Annotated in this window: 17 protein-coding genes; 8 read left to right on the forward strand and 9 right to left on the reverse strand. The window is 68.1% G+C overall.

Features of this window, described 5'->3' with window-relative positions; translation table 11 throughout:
* Window positions 1-319: 319 nt before the first annotated feature.
* Both NGR01S_RS10235 and NGR01S_RS10240 read right to left on the reverse strand, forming a co-directional pair.
* Window positions 320-841, reverse strand: coding sequence for a DoxX family protein (locus NGR01S_RS10235; protein WP_063035948.1), 522 nt, complete (start codon window positions 839-841; stop codon window positions 320-322).
* 4 nt (window positions 842-845) lie between these two features.
* Window positions 846-1,118, reverse strand: coding sequence for a hypothetical protein (locus NGR01S_RS10240; RefSeq protein ID WP_157107193.1), 273 nt, complete (start codon window positions 1,116-1,118; stop codon window positions 846-848).
* Window positions 1,119-2,344: 1,226 nt separating this feature from the next.
* Here NGR01S_RS10240 and NGR01S_RS10250 point away from each other — a divergent pair.
* Genes NGR01S_RS10250 through NGR01S_RS10260 form a run of 3 tightly spaced genes read left to right on the forward strand, consistent with a single transcriptional unit; the run spans window position 2,345 to window position 4,956 of the window.
* Complete coding sequence (locus NGR01S_RS10250; protein ID WP_063035951.1) at window positions 2,345-3,166, forward strand: hypothetical protein; 822 nt, start codon at window positions 2,345-2,347, stop codon at window positions 3,164-3,166.
* Between the two features lie 15 nt (window positions 3,167-3,181).
* Window positions 3,182-3,898 carry a 2OG-Fe(II) oxygenase gene (locus tag NGR01S_RS10255; protein WP_157107194.1) on the forward strand — a complete coding sequence of 239 codons (717 nt, stop codon included), beginning with the start codon at window positions 3,182-3,184 and terminating at the stop codon, window positions 3,896-3,898.
* A complete protein-coding gene (locus tag NGR01S_RS10260) occupies window positions 3,895-4,956 on the forward strand; it encodes a threonine aldolase family protein (protein WP_063035953.1) in 1,062 nt (353 codons plus the stop codon). Before NGR01S_RS10255 ends, NGR01S_RS10260 begins: the two co-directional genes overlap by 4 nt.
* Window positions 4,957-5,365: 409 nt before the next feature.
* Here NGR01S_RS10260 and NGR01S_RS10265 read toward each other — a convergent pair whose 3' ends face one another.
* Window positions 5,366-5,620, reverse strand: a complete 255-nt coding sequence (locus NGR01S_RS10265; protein WP_063035954.1) for a hypothetical protein — start codon at window positions 5,618-5,620, stop codon at window positions 5,366-5,368.
* Window positions 5,621-5,830: 210 nt separating this feature from the next.
* On the opposite strand from NGR01S_RS10265, the gene NGR01S_RS10270 reads away from it, so the two are divergent.
* Window positions 5,831-6,268, forward strand: coding sequence for a TIGR03667 family PPOX class F420-dependent oxidoreductase (locus NGR01S_RS10270; RefSeq protein WP_063035955.1), 438 nt, complete (start codon window positions 5,831-5,833; stop codon window positions 6,266-6,268).
* Window positions 6,269-6,385: 117 nt separating this feature from the next.
* Here NGR01S_RS10270 and NGR01S_RS10275 read toward each other — a convergent pair whose 3' ends face one another.
* Window positions 6,386-7,120 carry a TioE family transcriptional regulator gene (locus NGR01S_RS10275; RefSeq protein WP_063035956.1) on the reverse strand — a complete coding sequence of 245 codons (735 nt, stop codon included), beginning with the start codon at window positions 7,118-7,120 and terminating at the stop codon, window positions 6,386-6,388.
* 80 nt (window positions 7,121-7,200) lie between these two features.
* Here NGR01S_RS10275 and NGR01S_RS10280 point away from each other — a divergent pair, with 80 nt between their 5' ends.
* Together NGR01S_RS10280 and NGR01S_RS10285 are read left to right on the forward strand one after the other, a co-directional pair.
* Entirely contained in the window at window positions 7,201-8,391 is a 1,191-nt protein-coding gene (locus NGR01S_RS10280; protein ID WP_063035957.1) for an erythromycin esterase family protein, read from the forward strand.
* A gap of 275 nt (window positions 8,392-8,666) precedes the next feature.
* Entirely contained in the window at window positions 8,667-9,095 is a 429-nt protein-coding gene (locus NGR01S_RS10285; RefSeq protein WP_157107195.1) for a hypothetical protein, read from the forward strand.
* Between the two features lie 24 nt (window positions 9,096-9,119).
* Here NGR01S_RS10285 and NGR01S_RS10290 read toward each other — a convergent pair whose 3' ends face one another.
* Together NGR01S_RS10290 and NGR01S_RS10295 are read right to left on the reverse strand one after the other, a co-directional pair.
* Window positions 9,120-10,016, reverse strand: a complete 897-nt coding sequence (locus tag NGR01S_RS10290) for a serine hydrolase (RefSeq protein ID WP_063035959.1) — start codon at window positions 10,014-10,016, stop codon at window positions 9,120-9,122.
* Window positions 10,013-10,888, reverse strand: a complete 876-nt coding sequence (locus tag NGR01S_RS10295; protein WP_063035960.1) for a LysR family transcriptional regulator — start codon at window positions 10,886-10,888, stop codon at window positions 10,013-10,015. Before NGR01S_RS10295 ends, NGR01S_RS10290 begins: the two co-directional genes overlap by 4 nt.
* 163 nt (window positions 10,889-11,051) lie before the next feature.
* On the opposite strand from NGR01S_RS10295, the gene bla reads away from it, so the two are divergent.
* Window positions 11,052-11,996 carry a class A beta-lactamase gene (bla, locus tag NGR01S_RS10300; RefSeq protein ID WP_063035961.1) on the forward strand — a complete coding sequence of 315 codons (945 nt, stop codon included), beginning with the start codon at window positions 11,052-11,054 and terminating at the stop codon, window positions 11,994-11,996.
* A 257-nt stretch (window positions 11,997-12,253) separates the two neighbouring features.
* Here the strand turns inward: bla and aztD are convergent, their stop codons facing one another.
* The 3 genes from aztD to aztB are packed head-to-tail and all read right to left on the reverse strand — an operon-like array spanning window position 12,254 to window position 16,416.
* Window positions 12,254-13,411 carry a zinc metallochaperone AztD gene (gene aztD, locus NGR01S_RS10305; RefSeq protein ID WP_063035962.1) on the reverse strand — a complete coding sequence of 386 codons (1,158 nt, stop codon included), beginning with the start codon at window positions 13,409-13,411 and terminating at the stop codon, window positions 12,254-12,256.
* A gap of 51 nt (window positions 13,412-13,462) precedes the next feature.
* Complete coding sequence (gene aztC / locus NGR01S_RS10310; protein ID WP_063035963.1) at window positions 13,463-14,380, reverse strand: zinc ABC transporter substrate-binding protein AztC; 918 nt, start codon at window positions 14,378-14,380, stop codon at window positions 13,463-13,465.
* The gene (aztB, locus tag NGR01S_RS10315; RefSeq protein ID WP_063035964.1) at window positions 14,377-16,416 is read right to left on the reverse strand and encodes a zinc ABC transporter permease AztB; all 2,040 of its coding nucleotides are present in this window, start codon (window positions 16,414-16,416) and stop codon (window positions 14,377-14,379) included. Before aztB ends, aztC begins: the two co-directional genes overlap by 4 nt.
* A gap of 59 nt (window positions 16,417-16,475) precedes the next feature.
* Between aztB and aztA the strand changes: the two genes are divergently transcribed.
* Complete coding sequence (gene aztA / locus NGR01S_RS10320) at window positions 16,476-17,147, forward strand: zinc ABC transporter ATP-binding protein AztA (protein WP_063035965.1); 672 nt, start codon at window positions 16,476-16,478, stop codon at window positions 17,145-17,147.
* Window positions 17,148-17,208: the final 61 nt, after the last annotated feature.

The following is a 17,208-nucleotide window of genomic DNA, read 5'->3' on the forward strand; positions in this document are numbered from 1 at the left end:
GGTGGGCGAACCGTCGGCAATACTGTGCGGACCCCACTCACCAGGGCGTCGGCCACGTGGCATCCGGCAGCGGCCCGGGCGGCGGCGATCGTCGTCGCGGTGTCGGGGCTGCCGGTTCGGCAGGAGTGTGGTGCCGAGGGGCCAGCGGGGGGCGGCCCATCAGAGGGAGTGTGGCGTCGGCGGTATCGAGTACCACTCCGGGGGCGATCTGTGCGGCGTCGGCCGGTTCGCTGATCAATCGGACGTCCTTGCGCCAAGGGCCCGCCCTGACTGCCCGGTCCGATGAATCCGACGCGCCGACGTTCCGCTCTCGCGCAGCTCAGGAATCGGCGTCCGCCGAATCCGGTTTCGGGGTGGCCGGTCGCCAGAACACCGCCAGCAGAACGGCGGTGGCGACGACACCGACGCCCAGCGCGACGGCGCCGCCACTCCAGCCGGTGAGCTCGATCCCGGCGGCGTGGTCCACCGACAGCCGTCCGGGGCCGAGGATCCCGAGCGCCAGCGAGACGACCGCGAGAACCAGGACGTATTCGTAGCCGTCCTTGAACACGAAGAAGCCGTTCTTCCGGTGCGCCAGCAGCGCGGCGACCAGCATCACCGAGATCACCGCCGCGGCGGCCAGCGGGGTGAGCAGCCCGGCGACCAGCAGTGCCCCGGCGCCGATCTCGGTGATCACACTGAACCAGGCCTGCAATACGCCGTGGCGTAACCCGAGGCCGCTGAACCAGCCGGCGGTGCCGGCGATCTTGCCACCGCCGATCCAGTGGTTTACCCCGTGGGCGATCATGGTGCCGCCCACGACCAGACGGAGCAGCAGCAGTGCGATATCGGTGACGTCCATTCGGCTACCTTTCCGGCCGCGCGGCCGCGCCGCCGTCGAATTGCAGGGCGGGGACGGAGAACTCTCCGGTCCCGCGGGCGATGATGCACTCCTCGGCGAAGGCCAGCACCGTGAGGTGGTGGGCAAGCGCGGTCCGGCCGAGGCCGACGTTGTGGCCGGTGTCGGGCATCCGGCTCAGCACGACCCGCGGCGAACGGATGAACAGATTACCCACCGCGACCATCTCCGCGGGATCGTTGCGCCACACCCGCTCGTATTCGCCCAGGCTGTACCGCACCGGAACCCTGATATCGGGGGCCAGGCCGAGGAATTCCCGCGCGGCTCGGTCGTGCAGCCGGCAACTCCAGGTGTGAGCCCTGCGCGGACACTGCACTGCCGCCCAGTACATCCTCGGGATACAGCCGGGACGGCTCCCGGGCCAGCCGCACCACCCCGCGCGGCCGCCGGTGCGCGATCCGGTCGGTGCCCCAGAGTAGGTCCTGGTGGTGCCGGTGCCCGGTGCCCGCGAGGTCCAGTCCGAGCAGGTCGGTGCCGCGGTCGGCGGCCGCCATCCGAACCGCGAGTTCGCAGCCCGCCGAATGCACGAGCAGGAAGACGCCCGCGCCGCGCGGCAGGCCGTCCGGAGGTGCGTCGACGGCGCCTCGAGCGCCCGTATCGTCGCAGGTATTCCTGTGTGAGTGTGGTGTAGTCGGCCACGGCGGTGATCGGCAGGATGAACTGCACGTCCGTTGAGAGGCGACGCTTCATCGTTTCTCGTACGTCGTCCCGCTGCTGATCCCGGCGGGGTTGACCGCCACCGGCCGGCCGGCGTTCTCAGGGCCGATCGCCGGCCCTCGGGTCGAAATACAGTCGGGGAACCGACAGTCCGGATGGCTCCGGCCGCGGCGGTCGGGAGATCCGAGGACGAAAAGGCGGTGTCGCCGCATGGGATCACTCGGCGGTGCAGGAGCTCTTCGGAGTTTGTCGCACGCCTCGCCAAATCGGTCACAGTACCGTAGGCTCATCCCAGCAACCCGCTGGCGCAGGGCCATACGAATTGATTCTACGATCGTTACTCCCGGTCGCTTGTGGCGCGCGGATACAGACGATCTTCGATCCATCCGGGACAGCCATTGAGAGTTCCTATCAATCACCGAAATTCTGTGCAGGACCTCGCCACTATCCGGCATTCCTCTAGAGGTGCCCGCGATACTCGCGCGCTCCGAGGAAAATTCTGCAGCGTCGCGCATTCCCTCCCCATGTCGAGCTCATACAGTCCCGGTCCGTGATCGGCTCGTCGGAACTTTGTGCGTCACCGGCGATCTGAAATAGTCGGCGGTTCCGACTCGCTTCGATTTCGATCCCGACCCGATCAGTAGGTGGGCAGGGAGAAGGGGACCAGTTGTCGCTCGAACACCGGGCAATCTGGCGACTTCGACCGGTGCCGTCTCTCGATCGGGGGTCAGAGCATCCGTGGGACCGCGCCGCCGGTGGCGCGGAGACAATACAAGAGCCGAGTTCATAGTGAAAATCCTGAATCCGTCGGAGCCGAATACGAAGCTCCACTATGTATATGATCGCGGAACCGGATACGAGGCCGAGTTGAGGCTTTCGGACGCGTTGTCGGCACTGGTTCCGGCCGACGATCTGGTTCATTCCGATCATCGGTTATTTCAGATCGCCCATCTGGTAACCGAATATGCTTGGGTGGCAATACACCACACAATGTGTAGTATCGTGGCGGCACTCGATCGAGATGAACCGATAGCGGCGCTACGTTTGATCCAGCGTGCGAAGCGGCTGGCAGCATGGCCGACCAGCAGTATCCGGCTCTTGGTCGACACCCTGCCGCAAACCAGCTTCCTGGAGATGCGTGCCGGCTTTCCAGAGGGCTCATCGGGTCTGGACTCTCCCGGCGCCCGGGCGGTGCGCAAAGCCGCACAGGTGATCTGGGATACGTTCGAGAAAACTCTGGCCGACCATGGTCTCACAGTCGCCGAACTGATGCCGGCGACCGGATCCGGCTATTCCGGAGCACTCGACACATCGTTGTTCTCCGAGATAGCGATGGAGATTCATCGGTTCGACTCGGCGATGGTCGAGTGGAAGCAGCTTCACCTAAACCTGGTCTGGCAGTTGCTCGGCGGTCACCCGGGAGCCTCCGGCTGTCCTGCGGCCGGTACCGACGACCGACCGAAGAGCATGCGGGGCAGGCCCCTGGATGACCTCGAACGCCTCGCGGTGCGTCCGTTGTTCCCCGGGCTGTGGCGGGAGAGCACCGCGATGTACCGGTCCTTCGGTGGCGAGGCCAGACTCGCGTATCGATCCCGGCCCGATGTGGAGTGACGGAAGACGATTGCTGTGACAGATAATTCGACCTCCGCTGCGGTAGATGCTGCCGCCCGGACGAACTCGGTGCCGCCCCGGACGCCGTTCCATTGGCTCACCTTCGATATGAGTTCGGTGCTGCCCCGGAACTGGGACAACGAGCTGCTGAGCTTGGCCGCGCAGCGAGCCACGCAGCACAGTTTCCGGCCGACGATGAGTTCGGCCAGAGAACCGGCCGAAATCGAGATCGCGCTCGAGTCGGTCAACGGCGAAATGCTGTACGAGCGAGTGCCGTGGCTCTACGATCTGTATCTCGGCTGGTTCCGGACGTTGGCCGAACGCTATGCCGGCGAACCGTTGTACCCCACCAGCACTCACAATCGTGCTCTCAGCCTCAATATCCTGCGGGGCGGAGGTATTCGCTACCCATGTCATGTCGACAGCAACCCTGCTCAGGGCTTGCTGTATCTGACCGACTGCAATGAACGGACCGGCGGTGAACTGGTGGTCGCTCGGCGCAGGACCGCCCGAGACATCGCCGAAGTGGATGCGGACTGCACGGTGCTGTACCCCCGCCACGGTCAGCTGCTCGTCTTCGACGCTCGCGAACACGCACATTATGTGCGGCCGATGCATCATCCCGATGGGTTCCGTGCCGTTGTGACGATGAACTACTACTCCGAGTCCTGTCCGGAGGCGGCGCGTCCGCTGGGTCTCGACGAACAACTGTTCGGCTCGGTGTCGCGATGACCGATGCGGCGCGCAGGCATGACACGGGGATGCGCGGCTTTGCCAGCGACAACAATGCCGGGGTACATCCGGAGGTGCTCGCGGCTATCGCGCTGGTCAACGGGGGGCATCAACCCGCCTATGGTTCCGACGATTACACCGCGCACCTGCAGCAGATTTTCCGGCACCACTTCGGCGAGCAGGCCGTCGCCTATCCCGTCTTCAGCGGCACCGGCGCAAATGTCATCGCGCTGCAAGCGTTGCTGCCACGCTGGGGCGCGGTAATCGTTGCCGAGTCCGCGCACATCAACACCGACGAGTGTGGTGCACCCGAGAAGATGGCCGGAATCAAGTCTTATCCGGTGGCCACACCGGATGGCAAACTGACTCCGGAGCTGATCGACCGACAGGCGTGGGGATGGGGCAACGAACACCGAGCCCAGCCGATGGCCGTGTCTCTCAGCCAGTGCACCGAATTGGGCACCTGCTACTCCCCGGCAGAGATTCGTGCGATCTGCGATCACGCTCATGAACTCGGAATGCTGGTCCACGTGGATGGGGCGCGACTGGCCAATGCGGCCGCGTTCCTCGACGAACCGATGCGTCGGTTCACCACTGATGCCGGTGTGGATATTGTGTCCTTCGGAGGAACCAAGAACGGCTTACTGTTCGGTGAAGCTGTTGTCGTGCTCGACTCCGGAAAATTTCGCGACGTCGCTTATCTCCGCATGATGTCGATGCAGTTGGCATCGAAGATGCGGTTCATATCTGTCCAGTTCGAAGCGTTGCTCGGCGGTGACCTGTGGCTGCGCAATGCCAAACATGCGAACGCGATGGCCGTGCGGCTGGAGTCTGCCGTACAGGGCATCGATGGTGTCCGCCTCATGCGTCCGGTACAGGCCAATTCGGTTTTCGCTGTCCTGCCACGTGAGGCCACCGAACGGCTGCAGAAGCGCTTCCCCTTCTACTTGTGGAACGAGCGCACCGGGGAGGTCAGATGGATGTGTGCCTTCGATACCACCATCGAAGATATCGATAGCTTCGTCGATGCTCTCGGCGAAGAAATGCGGACTACTTGATCTTGTGATGCTCGGTTGCTACAGGCACCGGGCCATCCTCGGTGATCCGACTGCACTCGGTTGCGGGTGCATCTATCGTCGAACGGCATATCCACCGGCGCTGGTGTTTCACGGCGAGACTCGATCACGATTTCGCGCGGCGACAGCTATCGCTCGGGGAAGATCCTGGACGCGCGGCGAGTTGTACGCCGGCCGAGCTCGCCCACTGGGTCCGGCGGAGCGAACCCGGATCCGATCAACGGCGAGTGGGCGATGAGCGAGGCGGCCGACGTCGTCGAAACCGCCCGTAGCATCTCATCATCGGTGCCGCCGGACACCACGAAAACATCGCCACTCACCACTGCGAGTCATACTGCTGCCGGAATCCGCTATGTGGTCCGCCTGTCATCGGTTTCCCGGTCTCCGAAGTTCAGCTGCTCTCGCAGCCGATTCCGTTGCCGTCGCGGTCCAGGTCGTACTCGTCGGGTCCGATCACCCGCACTCGCCCGGTGTACACGGGCCCGTTACCACTGCCACCCTCGCAGTCGACATCACTGGTGATGGGCACGCAGGGGTCGTAGGAGGCGTGGCATCCGGCCGGCACTGCGTCGGCCGGAGCGGCTGCCATCAGGCCGAACGAGCCGGCAGCAAGGGCGGCAGTGCCCAGGATGGACAGGGTTTTCATCGAGGCTTCTTTCGGTGGGAAGGACGAGTTGCTGAAGTTTTGCACGAGCCAAGCCGGACGAGTCCAGTTTTAATGGAAAAGTGACCTATAAAAATAGTTACCGGATACTTACCGGAACGCAGGGCAACCGCGTTCTCGGGCGGGAATCCTCGCGTGGGCCCGGATGTTGTTCCGGGCGCATCCCGCCCGCCCAGCCTCCGGAGGCCGCTCATGACGACACCGCGCGCGCACGCATTGATCGATCCTGCAACGGATTTCGGTGCCCGTGTGGCCGAGCGGCTGGACCGTGAGCAGATTGTCTGGCTCACCACCGTGGGACCGACCGGCACCCCGCAGCCCAGCCCGGTGTGGTTCCGCTGGGACGGGCGCAGCTTCCTCATCTTCAGCCAGCCCAGCCGTCCCAAGCTTCGCAATATTGCCCGTAACCCGCGGGTGGCGCTGCACTTCAACAGCACCGAGAGCGGAGGAGAAGTGGTGGTCTTCGGCGGCGCGGCCCAGATCGAGCCCCCCGTCGCTGCGCATGAGATCGCGGCCTATCTCGGTAAGTACGAGTCGGGGCTGGCCGGTCTGTCCATGACCGGTGATCAGTTCCGCGCCGACTACTCGGTGCCCCTTCGCGTGGTGCCCGACCGCGTACGCGGCTTCTGACCCCGCCGCCGCGGCGTCGGCTTCCGATTGCGCCGAGTGTCGAGGGTGCGCCGGGCGCAGGCGAGCCAGGTGTGGACCCTGCGCGCACACCACAGGCTTCACCGGAACGCGCGGGGGTCACTCCGGCCGCTCCCGCTCTGCACGCGCGAGGTGGTGCAAATAGTCTCCGAGCCGACCCGCTGCCCGCAGCATGGCCAGCCCCTGGTCGGTGAGCCGGCGCTGCCAGGCGGCGAGCGCGGTCGTCAAGGCGTCGGTGCCGCCGGCCGTCCGGATCTGTTCGACCACGATGGCGATTTGGTCCAGCCCGTAGCCTCCGCGCCGGAGCAGGTGGGTCAGTTCCGCGTCGCGGATGTCGGGCGCGCGGTAGATCCGGTAGCCGGTGCCCGGGTCGCGCCCGGGGGTGAGGATGCCCACGGCTTCCCATGCGCGCAGTGTGGCCGGGGTGATACGGAGGTGGTGGGCCAGTTCACCCACGGTTCGGTCGGTGGGCTCGCGGGAACGTCCGGGGGCGGGGTCGTGGCCTGTCGTCAGGTGCGCGATGGCCCGCCGGACCGTGTCCAGGGTTTCGCGGTCCCGGAGCAACCGATGGTGGCCGCGGTCGATGAGTTTCAGGGCGTTGTCCAGGTTGCCGGTGTGGAGTTCGGTCATGATCCGGCCGGCGAGCGCATGCCCGTATGCCGTGACCAGGGCGAGGAAGGTGCGCAGGGCGGCCGCGTGGACCTCGGTGTAGATCCGGTAGCCGCTCGCCGTGCGTTCGGCGGCCGGGAGGTAACCGTCGCGTTCGTAATTGCGGACCGCCTGGGTCGAGAGTCCGTGCTCGCGCGCGAGGTCGGCCGGTCGTAGGGTGATCATTGGTTTGAAACTTTATCGCCGGATCGAGCGGTAGATCCGGAGTAAGTATCAACCGAGCCTTCAAAGATACGATCGAAGAAATGAACTTCGATCTCGACATCTTGCTTCCCACCTCCCCTGAGCTGCTGGCATTCGGTGAACCGACCCATCTCGAACCCGCCTTCGCCTGGACCCGCAACGAGCTGTTCGCCGAACTGGCCGGCCGCGGCTACCGCTCGATCGCCCTGGAAACCGACCGGGTGGCCGCCCTCGCGGTGAACGACTATGTCCAGCAGGGCGTGGGCTCCCTCGATATGGTGATGCAGGAGGGTTTCTCGCACGGGTTCGGCGGTCTCGCCGCCAACCGGCAGCTGGTCATCTGGATGCGGGAATACAACGAGGGGCGATCCGCCGCCGAACAACTGTCGTTCCACGGCTTCGATATCTCCGCGGAGACGATGAGCGCGTTCAGCCCGCGCCGCTACCTCGAATACGCCCGCGACTACCTGGACCTCGACCTCGATCTGGCCGGCCTGCTCGGCCCGGACCAACGATGGCACCGTACGGAGGCGGTCATGGACCCGGCGGAGTCGATCGGCGCGACCGCGGCGGCCGATGCCCTCCGTGTGCACGCCGACGATATGCTCACCGAACTCTATCTGCGGGCGCCGGAGCTGATGGAGAAGAGCTCACGTGCCGAATGGTTCCGGGCCGAAACGCATCTCACCGCCGGACTCGGCCTGCTGCGGTACCACAGGCTGGCGGCCCGGCGCGTCGAACAGACTGCCCGCTGGACCCGTATGTGTGCCGCCCGCGACGCGCTGATGGCGCAGAACCTCCTCGCTATCCGCCGCTTCGAGACCGGCCGGGGCCCGACGCTGGTATTCGCCCAGAACGCGCATCTGCAACGGAATCCGAGCCATATGACCATGGGACCCATGGAACTCGACTGGCACAGCGCCGGTGCCGTCGTGCACTCCCTGGTGGGCTCGGATTATGCCCTGATCCTCGGCAGCCTGGGCCGCGACGACACCTTCGGCCTGCTCGAACCCGCACCCGATACCTACGAAGGTTTCCTGCAGACCCGTATCCCGGACCGGGGCCTGATCGCCCCCACCGAGATACCCACCGCCCGCACCCGCGACGATCACGCTCCGGAGCACGGCTACTTCCCGCTCGACCGCGCCTCGATCGACGGCGCCGATATGATCCTGCACATCCACAACGGCGCCGGCTACCGCGGGGCCGGGGAGGACGATCCACGACCGTGGGTGCCCGCGAATCCGGCGTGATCGCCGTGGGAGCGCTTCGACCGGACCGGGCCGTCGCTACGGCGCAGCGTCCCGGCGGCCGGAAAGGTGCGCGGTGAACGTCGACCGCCTCCCGCTGAACGGTCATACGCTGGGCGGCGGTCTGTACCTGTCCCCCGACGAAGCCCGCAATCGCACGGGCGTGACACTGCCCGTGGACTGCGGGTCGATGCTCGAGAGCAGGTTCGCGCGGTTGCGGCCCGGACGCGCCACCGTCCGGGCCGCGCCACCGCGGCGATATGCGATAATCGTCTGCCATGCGCGCCGGACGAATCGGTCGATGGGCGGTCGTGGTCGCAGTGCTGGCGGCCGCGGCGGGATGCGATGCGGCGGCCGAGCCGCCTCCGGTTTCCCCGCAACTCGGTACCGAGTTCACGCTGGCGCCGGGCGAAACGACCCGGCTGGACGACGACCGGATGACGGTGTCGTTCGACGAGGTGTCCGCCGACGGCCGGTGCCCGGCCGGGACCGCGTGTGTATGGGAAGGCGACGCGACGGTGGTCACCGAAGTGACTGTCGGCGCACAGCGATCCCGTCACGAACTCCATACGAATCAGCGATTCGCGACCGGGGCGACCGTGGGCCGATACCGGATCGCACTGGTCGCGCTCCGGCCGTCGCCGTCGGCGAGCGGGCCGGTCCCCGGTGGGGACTATCGGGCGGACCTACTGATCACCAGGGAATGACACGCGGGTTATCCGCCGCGCGTTTCACTCGGTGGGTAGTGCCCGGCGCAATTCGGTTACCGCGATCCGCGCGGCCTCGGCGATCGCCGCATCCACGGCCGGGAGCGCGGGGTCGGCGCGGGCGGCCCGGGTGAAAACGGCCACCGCGACCGGATGTTCGCCCGGGAATTCCACCACGGCCACTTCGTTGCGGATGATGCCGATCGTGCCCGTCTTCCCGGCCACCGATACTCCGCGATGCGGGAATCCGGCCGCGATCCGGTGCGGCCAGACCTGGCGACGCATGACCGCGCGGGCGAAATCCGTTTGCTCTCCGGACAGCACCTCCCCGCGCCAGAGCGCGGCGAGCAGCCGGGTCATCTCCTCCGGGGTTGTCGCGCTCGTGTACGCGGGATCGTAGGCGGAGACCGTCCATGCCTCGTCGTTGTCGGCCAGGGCGGCGAACGCCTCGGCCGTACCGTGGGTGTCGGTATCGCGTACCAGGCTGCGCTGGATATCGGCGGTACCACCGACCAGCCGGGTCAGGTCCAGTCCCAGCGACTCCACCAACTCGTGTACTGCGGCCAGCCCGATCTCGCCGAGCAGCAGATCCGCGGCCGCATTGTCGGAGACGGTCATCATGGAGGTCGCCAGATCGCGCCGGCTCATGGTGACCGGATCGTGCAGGGCGGAGATCCCGGTGGGGCCGGGGGTGCATTCCCCCGGAACGAGTGTGAGCCGCGCCAGCGGGTCCAGGCGACCGGCGTCCACGGCGCGGCAATACGCGAGCAGCAGCGGGAGCTTGTACACGGAGGCGGTGACCACCCGTTCGGTCCCGCCGATGGAGACCTCCGCGTCGCTGCCGTCGCAGCGGCGGGCGTGCAGCCGTCCGGTGCAGCCGGCGTCGGCGAACACCGCCCGGATCCGCTCGGCCGTGGTCATCGCAGGCGCTCCCGGTAGAGCACCCGGTCGACCGCGTTCGCCTGGTCCTCGGCGCCGGCCCGGTGGATCACCCGGCAGCGCAACGCCACCGCCTGCGGGGCCATCCGCAGCCAGCAGACTCCTGGGATATCGGAGGGCGGTGTGGTGGTCAGCCCGAAACTCGCCCCCGCGGCGACCGCGGCGAGCACCGCACGGTCGTCGTGGACGGTGACCGTCTGGGCGTCCAGCCCGCGTTCGCGTAAGAGGTCGCGGACGGTATCGGAGGCCGGGGGATTCGCGGCCCGCGGATACGCGGCGTGGGTCAGATCGGCCAGCATGGGGAAGGTGGGACGCTCGGTGGCCGCGCTGCGATGGTCGGCCGGTACGACGATCCAGCGCGGAAGTTTCACCACGGACCGGGCCTCCACGCCGTCCACCAGCGCCGGGTGTTCGATCACCGCCAGATCGCACAGCCCGGACCGGACGGCAGCCACCAGATCCACCGTCGTACCCGTATCGGTGGAAACCGCTTCGCCGGAGGTGTTCCCGGTCCGCAGCGCGGTGACGCAGGCGGTGACGATCCGGTCGGGCAGCGCGGAGGCGGCGCCCCAGTGCACCGTGCCGCGGGTGCGGGCTATCCGCTGTGCTTCGGCGAGCAGCCTTTCCGCGTCGTCGACCAGCAGCCGGGCCCGGGGCAGCAGCTGCCGGCCGGCCGCCGTGAGTACCGCCCCCTGCCGGGTACGGTGCACCAGCTCGACGCCCAGCCGGTTCTCCAGCCGCCGCAAGCCTTGGGAGAGCGGCGGCTGCGTCATATCGAGTACGGTGGCGGCCCGCCCGAAATGGCCTTCGTCGGCGATCGCGACGAAGTAGCCGAGGTGTCGGATCAGGTCCATAGCGATATTGAACCAGCGCTCCGGAGAACCGCTTCCGAACTGCGTATTCCCGGGCCGTTTCGAGCCTTGAAACCCGATCCTACCTGCGTCTATATCAAATGCGACTGGTATGCGGGAGTGTCGGATATTGGCGGCCGTCGGTCGGCCGGTGTCTGCTGCGGGGGTGAAACCGAACCGATCCGCACACCGCATCCTGTCGAGTCGGCGATCACTGGCCCTCGCCCTGACCGCGGTCGCGCTGTCCGCCGTCGCCTGCGGGGGCGCCGATACCGGCACACCGGCCGCGCCCACCACGGTCGAGCAGAAGACCGTGGACCTGAGCAATACGTTGATGGCGCTGCAGGCGAAATACAATGTCCTCTTCGGGATCGCGGCGGTCGATACCCGGGGCGGGCGGACCTTCGAGTGGAACGCCGACGATCGGTTCGCGCTGTGCTCCACCTTCAAGGTGTACGCGGTGGCCGCGATTCTGCGGCTCGCCGAGCGCAAGGAACTGGATCTCAACGACAAGGTGGCGATAACCCGGCAGGACATCGTCATGAGCTCGCCGGTCGTCAGTGATCACGTCGGCGAGCTCATGAGCTATTACGAGCTGAGCCGGGCCGCGCTGGTGCGCAGCGACAACACGGCGGCGAATCTGCTGCTGCGCCGGCTCGGTGGCCCGCGCGCCGTCACCGAATTCGCGCGTACGGTCAACGACTCGCAGACCCGGCTGGATCGGTGGGAGCCGGAACTCAACGAGGCGCGCGCCGGCGATCCCCGCGACACCGGTACCGCGTCCGCACTCGCCGCCGGCTACCGCAAGCTGGTCCTCGGCGACGGCCTGAGCACCGAATATCGGCGCATGCTCACCAGCTGGATGCGGTCGAGTGTCACCTCACGCCAGCGCTTGCGCGCGGGCCTTCCGGTCGGCTGGGTAGCGGCGGACAGAACCGGTAGCGGCGCCTACGGCACGGCCAATGACGCCGGTGTGGTGTGGAGCCCCGCCGGCACCTCGCTGGTGCTGGTCGTCTTCAGCCGTTCCACCACCGGTTACCCGATGGCGGCGGGCGCCGATGCCGCGGTCGCCGACGCCACGGCCGCGGTGCTGGGCACCATGACGCAGTGAGTTCGGCACCCGGTATCCGAGTGCCCGGCCGGTACACCTCGGCGAGAACGACGGTTGTCTCGGTGCTGAGACCGGTGATCGGCGGATCGTAGGTCTCGCCGTCACGCTCGGTGATCGCCACATGAAGTGCGATACCGCCGAACGACCCGGAGTCCACCGAGGCGGCGACCACGAGCCGACCGGTGCTCGCGGCGACCCGCGGCAGGGGAGGCCCGCCCGGCCCCTCACGCCGTGCCGGGCGGACCTCCGTGCCCCGATCAGGAGGCGACGACGCCGCTGATCTCGTTGGGGATCTCCGCCAGGGTCACCGAGGCGGTCACCGTGCCGGAGGCCAGATCGATCCGGTGGATCTGCCTGGTCGCCGTATCGCTCACATAGGCGATACCGTCGCGGACGAACACCGCCGGGCGCGGCTGCTGCCAGTCGATGGGTTCCTGCCACGGGTCGACGACATCGATCGTCCGTACGGTCTTGGCCGTCACCGGGTCGATCACCCGCAGCCCGCCGTCGGTGCCGAGGACGAGCGCCTCGCCCTGGGGCCCGCGGGCCAGCGACCGGAAGGTGTAGCTGGTGCCGATATCGACCAGGCGGATGGTGCCGGACTCGGTATCGATCAGCGAGATCTGTTCGGGACGTTCCAGTTCCGCGTGCTCGTCCTTCTTGTAGTCACCGAGCACGATCGGCGACTTGTCGCTACCGGCCTGGTTGCCGATCCGCCCGTAGGAATCCGGGCTGGTGACCTTGGTGAGTTTGCCGTTGCGGTAGACCAGGGCCCCGTTCTGGCAGCCGACGACCAGCGTATCGCCGGCCGCGGTGGCCTCGCCGTGCACTCCCGGGCACTGCTCGCTACGGGTGATCTCCTTACGATCGGCGTCCAGGATCGCCAGGCCGACCCGCTCCTCCTCGGTCCCGAGCGTGACGGCCAGTTCGCCGCTCTCCAGTTCCACCGCCACCCCGTGATGCGCCTCCGCGGCTCGGTATTCGGTGGTCTGCGGTGCGCCCGCGGCCAGTTCGGCCGGGTCGAACGAGGTCACGGTGCCGGTCCCGTCGGAGAACAGGACCGTGCGACCGGCGTGCCGTACGACGTGTCCCGGTTTCGGCCCCGGGAACTCGATATCGGTGAACTGTCCGCCCACGGCGTCGAGTACGCGGAAGCCCGCGGAGGTCGACACGATGATGTGCCGGTCGTCGCCCGCCGGATTGACCCGGTTGAAGCCCGCGAGTTCGACTTCGCCGCCGCGCACCAGGGTGTTGCCGTCCAGGAGATGGATACCACCGTCGTAGGTGACGGCCAGCGGAGCGGCGATCGCCGTCTCCTCCTCGGTGGTGCCGATACCACAGCCGCTCGCAGCGACGACCGCGGTGAGCAGGCCGGTCAGGGCCGCGGCCCGAATCGGGCCGGTCCGAATGTGCATAACGCTCCCTCATTCTTTTCTGCTGGCTGCGGGATATCGCAGCGTTCCCGGTTACGCGGAACCCAGACCCTCGACCATCGCGGTCGTGTTGGCGCGCATCATTTCCAGGTAGGTGGACGCGCCGGCACCGGGCGCGGTCAGTGATTCCGAGTGCAGACCGACAATGCGTACCTGCACACCCGCCTGTTCGGCGAGGGCGCGGGCCAGTCGGTCCGGCCGGGTGGAATCGACGAAGATCGCCGGTACGCCGGTGGTGCGCACGGCTGCGGCCAGGTCCGCGAGATCGGAGGCGCTCGGTGAGGCGAGGGTGGTCCCGCCGGGGATGACGGCGCCCACCACCTCGAAGTCGAATCGGGCGGCGAGATAACCGAATACGTGGTGATTGGTGACCAGTTTGCGGCGCTCGGGCGGGATTCCGGCGAATCGATCCGCCATCCACTGCTGCAACCGGTCGAGTTCGGCGAGGTAGCGGTCGGCGTTGGCGCGCACGGTCTCGGTGTCGATCCCGGGAACGGTGTCGATCACCCGGTCGCGGATCACCTCGACCGCGCGACGCACCCGCTGCGGGTCGGTCCAGAAGTGCGGATCTGCTTGTCCCGCGGCGGCCCCGCCGCGATAGGGGAGCGGGTCGATCTCGCCGCCCACCGGCAGGGTCGCGACCCCCGCGTCCGCGGCCGCCGTCACATGACGAGCCAACCCCTCTTCCAGGCCCAGGCCGTTCTCGACGATGAGGTCCGCCTCGTCGAGGACGGCGGCCTCCTGTGCCGAGAGGGCGAAGGAGTGCGGGTCGGAATTCGGCGGCATCAGTACCGTGACCGCCGCCGCGTTCCCGACCACCGTCCGGGTGATATCGCCGAGAATATCGGTGGTGACGACGATTCCGCCGCCACCGGAGTTGGCGACGCCGCATCCGGCGACGGGCAGTAGCGCGACGAGCAGCGCGACACAGAGTCGGAGTGCGGTGTTCATCGTCCGGTCTCCACCATCAGGTCGGGGGTGATGTCGAGATCGAAGGTGCGGGCGATCCGCAGTCCGTCGGCGTAGTCGATCTCGTGGATCCGGCGGCCGGCCGGATCGTTGACGTAGGCGCGGTCCGCGTCGACCAGCAGCACCGGTGGTGTCGCGGGGTCCACGGCCCCCGACGGGAGCGCCCGGTGTCCGGTCTCGGCCCCGGTCTCCGGGTCGTAGGAGCGCAGGACCCCACCGGCGTCCAGGGTCAGGACAGCGGTGCCCGCGCCCGCCGTGGTCGCCGCGACGACAGGTCCGGGGCCGATCGGCCGCCAGGTGCGATGGGCGATATCGAGTACCAGCACCCGCGAATCCCGCACAGCCACCAGAACATCGCTGCCGCGCCGGTGGAAGAACCGCTCGGCACTGCCGGTGGTCCCGGCCGGGTACGGCATCTTCTCCGCGGTGAACCGGTCGTCGCGCTCGGTGACCACCAGTGCACCGTCGGCGCAGGAGAACACGGCACCGCGGCGGGTCACCGTCTGGCCGCCCGGCCGATCGCACCGCGACTCCAGCGTCTGCACCGGCGCGTTCTCCCGGTCGCGCACCTGGATTCGGCCGGCGTCCGCCATGAGGAGATGACCACCGTAGGGGAGGGCGGGCCCGTCGAGCACCGGGCCGGGGGTGAGCGTGCCCTCGTCGAGTGCCGATCGGTCCGCGAGTGCGGTCGTCCGGTTGTCCAGCACCGCCGCGGCGACGGCGGTATCGCTGTGCGCGGACCGGGCGGATCCCGGCCGCGTGCCGACCCGGCGCGGTTCGGCACGGTAGTAGTGCACATGGTCGCCGTGATCGACGACCCAGCTGCCGCTGTCGAGGACCGTGGTCTCCTCGTCTGTCGCCAGGTAAACGTAGCGGCCGTCATCGGCGATATGCGCCAGACCCGGCACCGCTTCCTGGGTGAGGACCTCCTCGGTGACGAGGTCGAGGATGCGCACCGCGCCCGCGGACCGGTCGGCGAGGACCAGTCGCGGTTGCGCGCTCGCGCTCTCCTCCGCGCCCGCGACATAGCCGTGGGGTACCGGTTCGGCCGGCGGCTCGCCGGTTTCACCACCGCAGGCCGCGACGGGAACGAGCAGCAGCGCGGCGGAGGTCACCCCGACCGCCCGGCCGGCCCGCTTCCGCGCGCCCCGGAACAGGCCGGCGGCGCGGCCGGTACCCGGCCCACCGCGTGACCTACTGCGCAGCGCGGCCCGCAAGCGGGCCCCGGCCGCGGCGGCGAAGAAGATCGCCACGGCCGTCGCGGCGATGGTCGCCCCCGCCGCGGTACCCGCGTGCCAGGAGATGACCAGGCCCCCGACAGTCGCGAAGGCACCGAAAACAGCGGCCAGCAGCATGATCCGCGGAATCCGGTGGGTGCAGTAGGTGGCGGCCGCGGGCGGCGCGACCAGTAGTCCGAAGACCAGCAGGGTTCCCACGACATGGAACGACGCGGCGATCGCCAGGGTCAGCAGGGCGAGCAGAGCGATCTGCGCCCGGCGCGGGTGCAATCCGAGGGTGTGCGCGGTGCGCGGATCGAACGCGAGTGCGAGGAAGGCCCGGTGCCCGAGCGCCGTGAGCACCAGGGCCACACCCAGGGCGATCAGTAGGAGCAGCAGATCGCGGGGACGGGTCGCGAGCACATCGCCGAAGAGGAATCCGGTCAGGTCCACCGCGAAGGATCGGGAACGCGATATCAGGATCACCCCGATCGCGAGCATCCCCACGAACAGCAGCCCGATGCCGGTATCGGTGGACAACCGCCGGTTGCGGCTCAGTACCGAGACCCCGGCCGCCATCGCGGAGGCGCTCACTACCGCACCCAGCAGCAGGTTGCCGCCGAGCAGGGCGGCGACGGCGACCCCGGGCAGCATGCCGTGCGCCATGGCCTCACCGAGAAATGCCATGCCGCGCACCACGACCCAGGTGCCGGCGAGCGCGCACAGGCCGGAGACCAGCAGTCCGCCCCACAGAGCTCGCTGTACGAAGGTGACTTCGAACGGGGCGATCAGCCAATCCATGAGAAAAGAGATTAAACTGATAACGATTGTCATTACAAGTTATTGGCGGGAGTCAGAGAATGCGCACTGCGGGTATCGAGATCACCGGGTTGTCCGCGGGTTACCAGGGAAACCCGGTATTGCGCGAGGTCACCGCGGCAGTGCCGGGCGGCCGGGTCACCGCGCTCATGGGTCCCAACGGCTCCGGAAAATCCACCCTGCTCGGGGTGCTCGGCGGGATCGTCACGCCGACCTCCGGTACGGTGGCCGGTCTCGGCGGGTGCCGCCCGGCGCTGGTCGTCCAGCAGCAGGCGGTCCCCGCGACACTGCCCATCACGGTCGGTGAAACGGTCGCGATGGGTCGCTGGGCGCATCGGGGTCTGTGGCGTCGGATCACCCGGGCGGACCGGGCGATCGTGGCGGAATGCCTGGCCCGGATGGATATCACCGACCTCGTCGGGCGGCCTCTCGACACACTGTCCGGCGGGCAGCGCCAGCGCGTACTGCTCGCCCGCGCACTGGCTCAGCAATCCGATCTCCTGCTGCTGGACGAACCCGGTACCGGACTGGACGCCGCCGCGCGCACGGCGATCGGCACGGCGATCCGCGCGGTCGCCGACACCGGGGTCACGGTGGTGCACGCCACGCACGATCCGGCCGCGGCACGCGAGGCCGATCATTGCGTACTGCTGCGGGACGGCCGTGTCGTGGAAGAGGGGGAGCCCGTGGCGGTCCTGGCCGCGGCCGCCTGAGTTCCGGACCCGCCGTGGAGGCCCGGAGGTCCTTGCCTCGGCGCCGGTGTTCGGTGCCGCT

The sequence above is a fragment of the Nocardia grenadensis NBRC 108939 genome, assembly GCF_001613445.1.
Classification (GTDB): Bacteria; Actinomycetota; Actinomycetes; order Mycobacteriales; family Mycobacteriaceae; genus Nocardia; species Nocardia grenadensis.

Bases quoted from the DNA above. Each gene is read 5' to 3' on its own strand.
- NGR01S_RS10270 (WP_063035955.1), top strand. From the start codon at position 5,831: ATGACGACACCGCGCGCGCACGCATTGATCGATCCTGCAACGGATTTC.
- aztB (WP_063035964.1), bottom strand. From the start codon at position 16,416: ATGGATTGGCTGATCGCCCCGTTCGAAGTCACCTTCGTACAGCGAGCT.
- NGR01S_RS10260 (WP_063035953.1), top strand. From the start codon at position 3,895: ATGACCGATGCGGCGCGCAGGCATGACACGGGGATGCGCGGCTTTGCC.
- NGR01S_RS10265 (WP_063035954.1), bottom strand. From the start codon at position 5,620: ATGAAAACCCTGTCCATCCTGGGCACTGCCGCCCTTGCTGCCGGCTCG.
- NGR01S_RS10285 (WP_157107195.1), top strand. From the start codon at position 8,667: ATGCGCGCCGGACGAATCGGTCGATGGGCGGTCGTGGTCGCAGTGCTG.
- NGR01S_RS10235 (WP_063035948.1), bottom strand. From the start codon at position 841: ATGGACGTCACCGATATCGCACTGCTGCTGCTCCGTCTGGTCGTGGGC.
- NGR01S_RS10290 (WP_063035959.1), bottom strand. From the start codon at position 10,016: ATGACCACGGCCGAGCGGATCCGGGCGGTGTTCGCCGACGCCGGCTGC.
- NGR01S_RS10295 (WP_063035960.1), bottom strand. From the start codon at position 10,888: ATGGACCTGATCCGACACCTCGGCTACTTCGTCGCGATCGCCGACGAA.
- aztA (WP_063035965.1), top strand. From the start codon at position 16,476: ATGCGCACTGCGGGTATCGAGATCACCGGGTTGTCCGCGGGTTACCAG.
- NGR01S_RS10280 (WP_063035957.1), top strand. From the start codon at position 7,201: ATGAACTTCGATCTCGACATCTTGCTTCCCACCTCCCCTGAGCTGCTG.
- aztD (WP_063035962.1), bottom strand. From the start codon at position 13,411: ATGCACATTCGGACCGGCCCGATTCGGGCCGCGGCCCTGACCGGCCTG.
- aztC (WP_063035963.1), bottom strand. From the start codon at position 14,380: ATGAACACCGCACTCCGACTCTGTGTCGCGCTGCTCGTCGCGCTACTG.
- NGR01S_RS10275 (WP_063035956.1), bottom strand. From the start codon at position 7,120: ATGATCACCCTACGACCGGCCGACCTCGCGCGCGAGCACGGACTCTCG.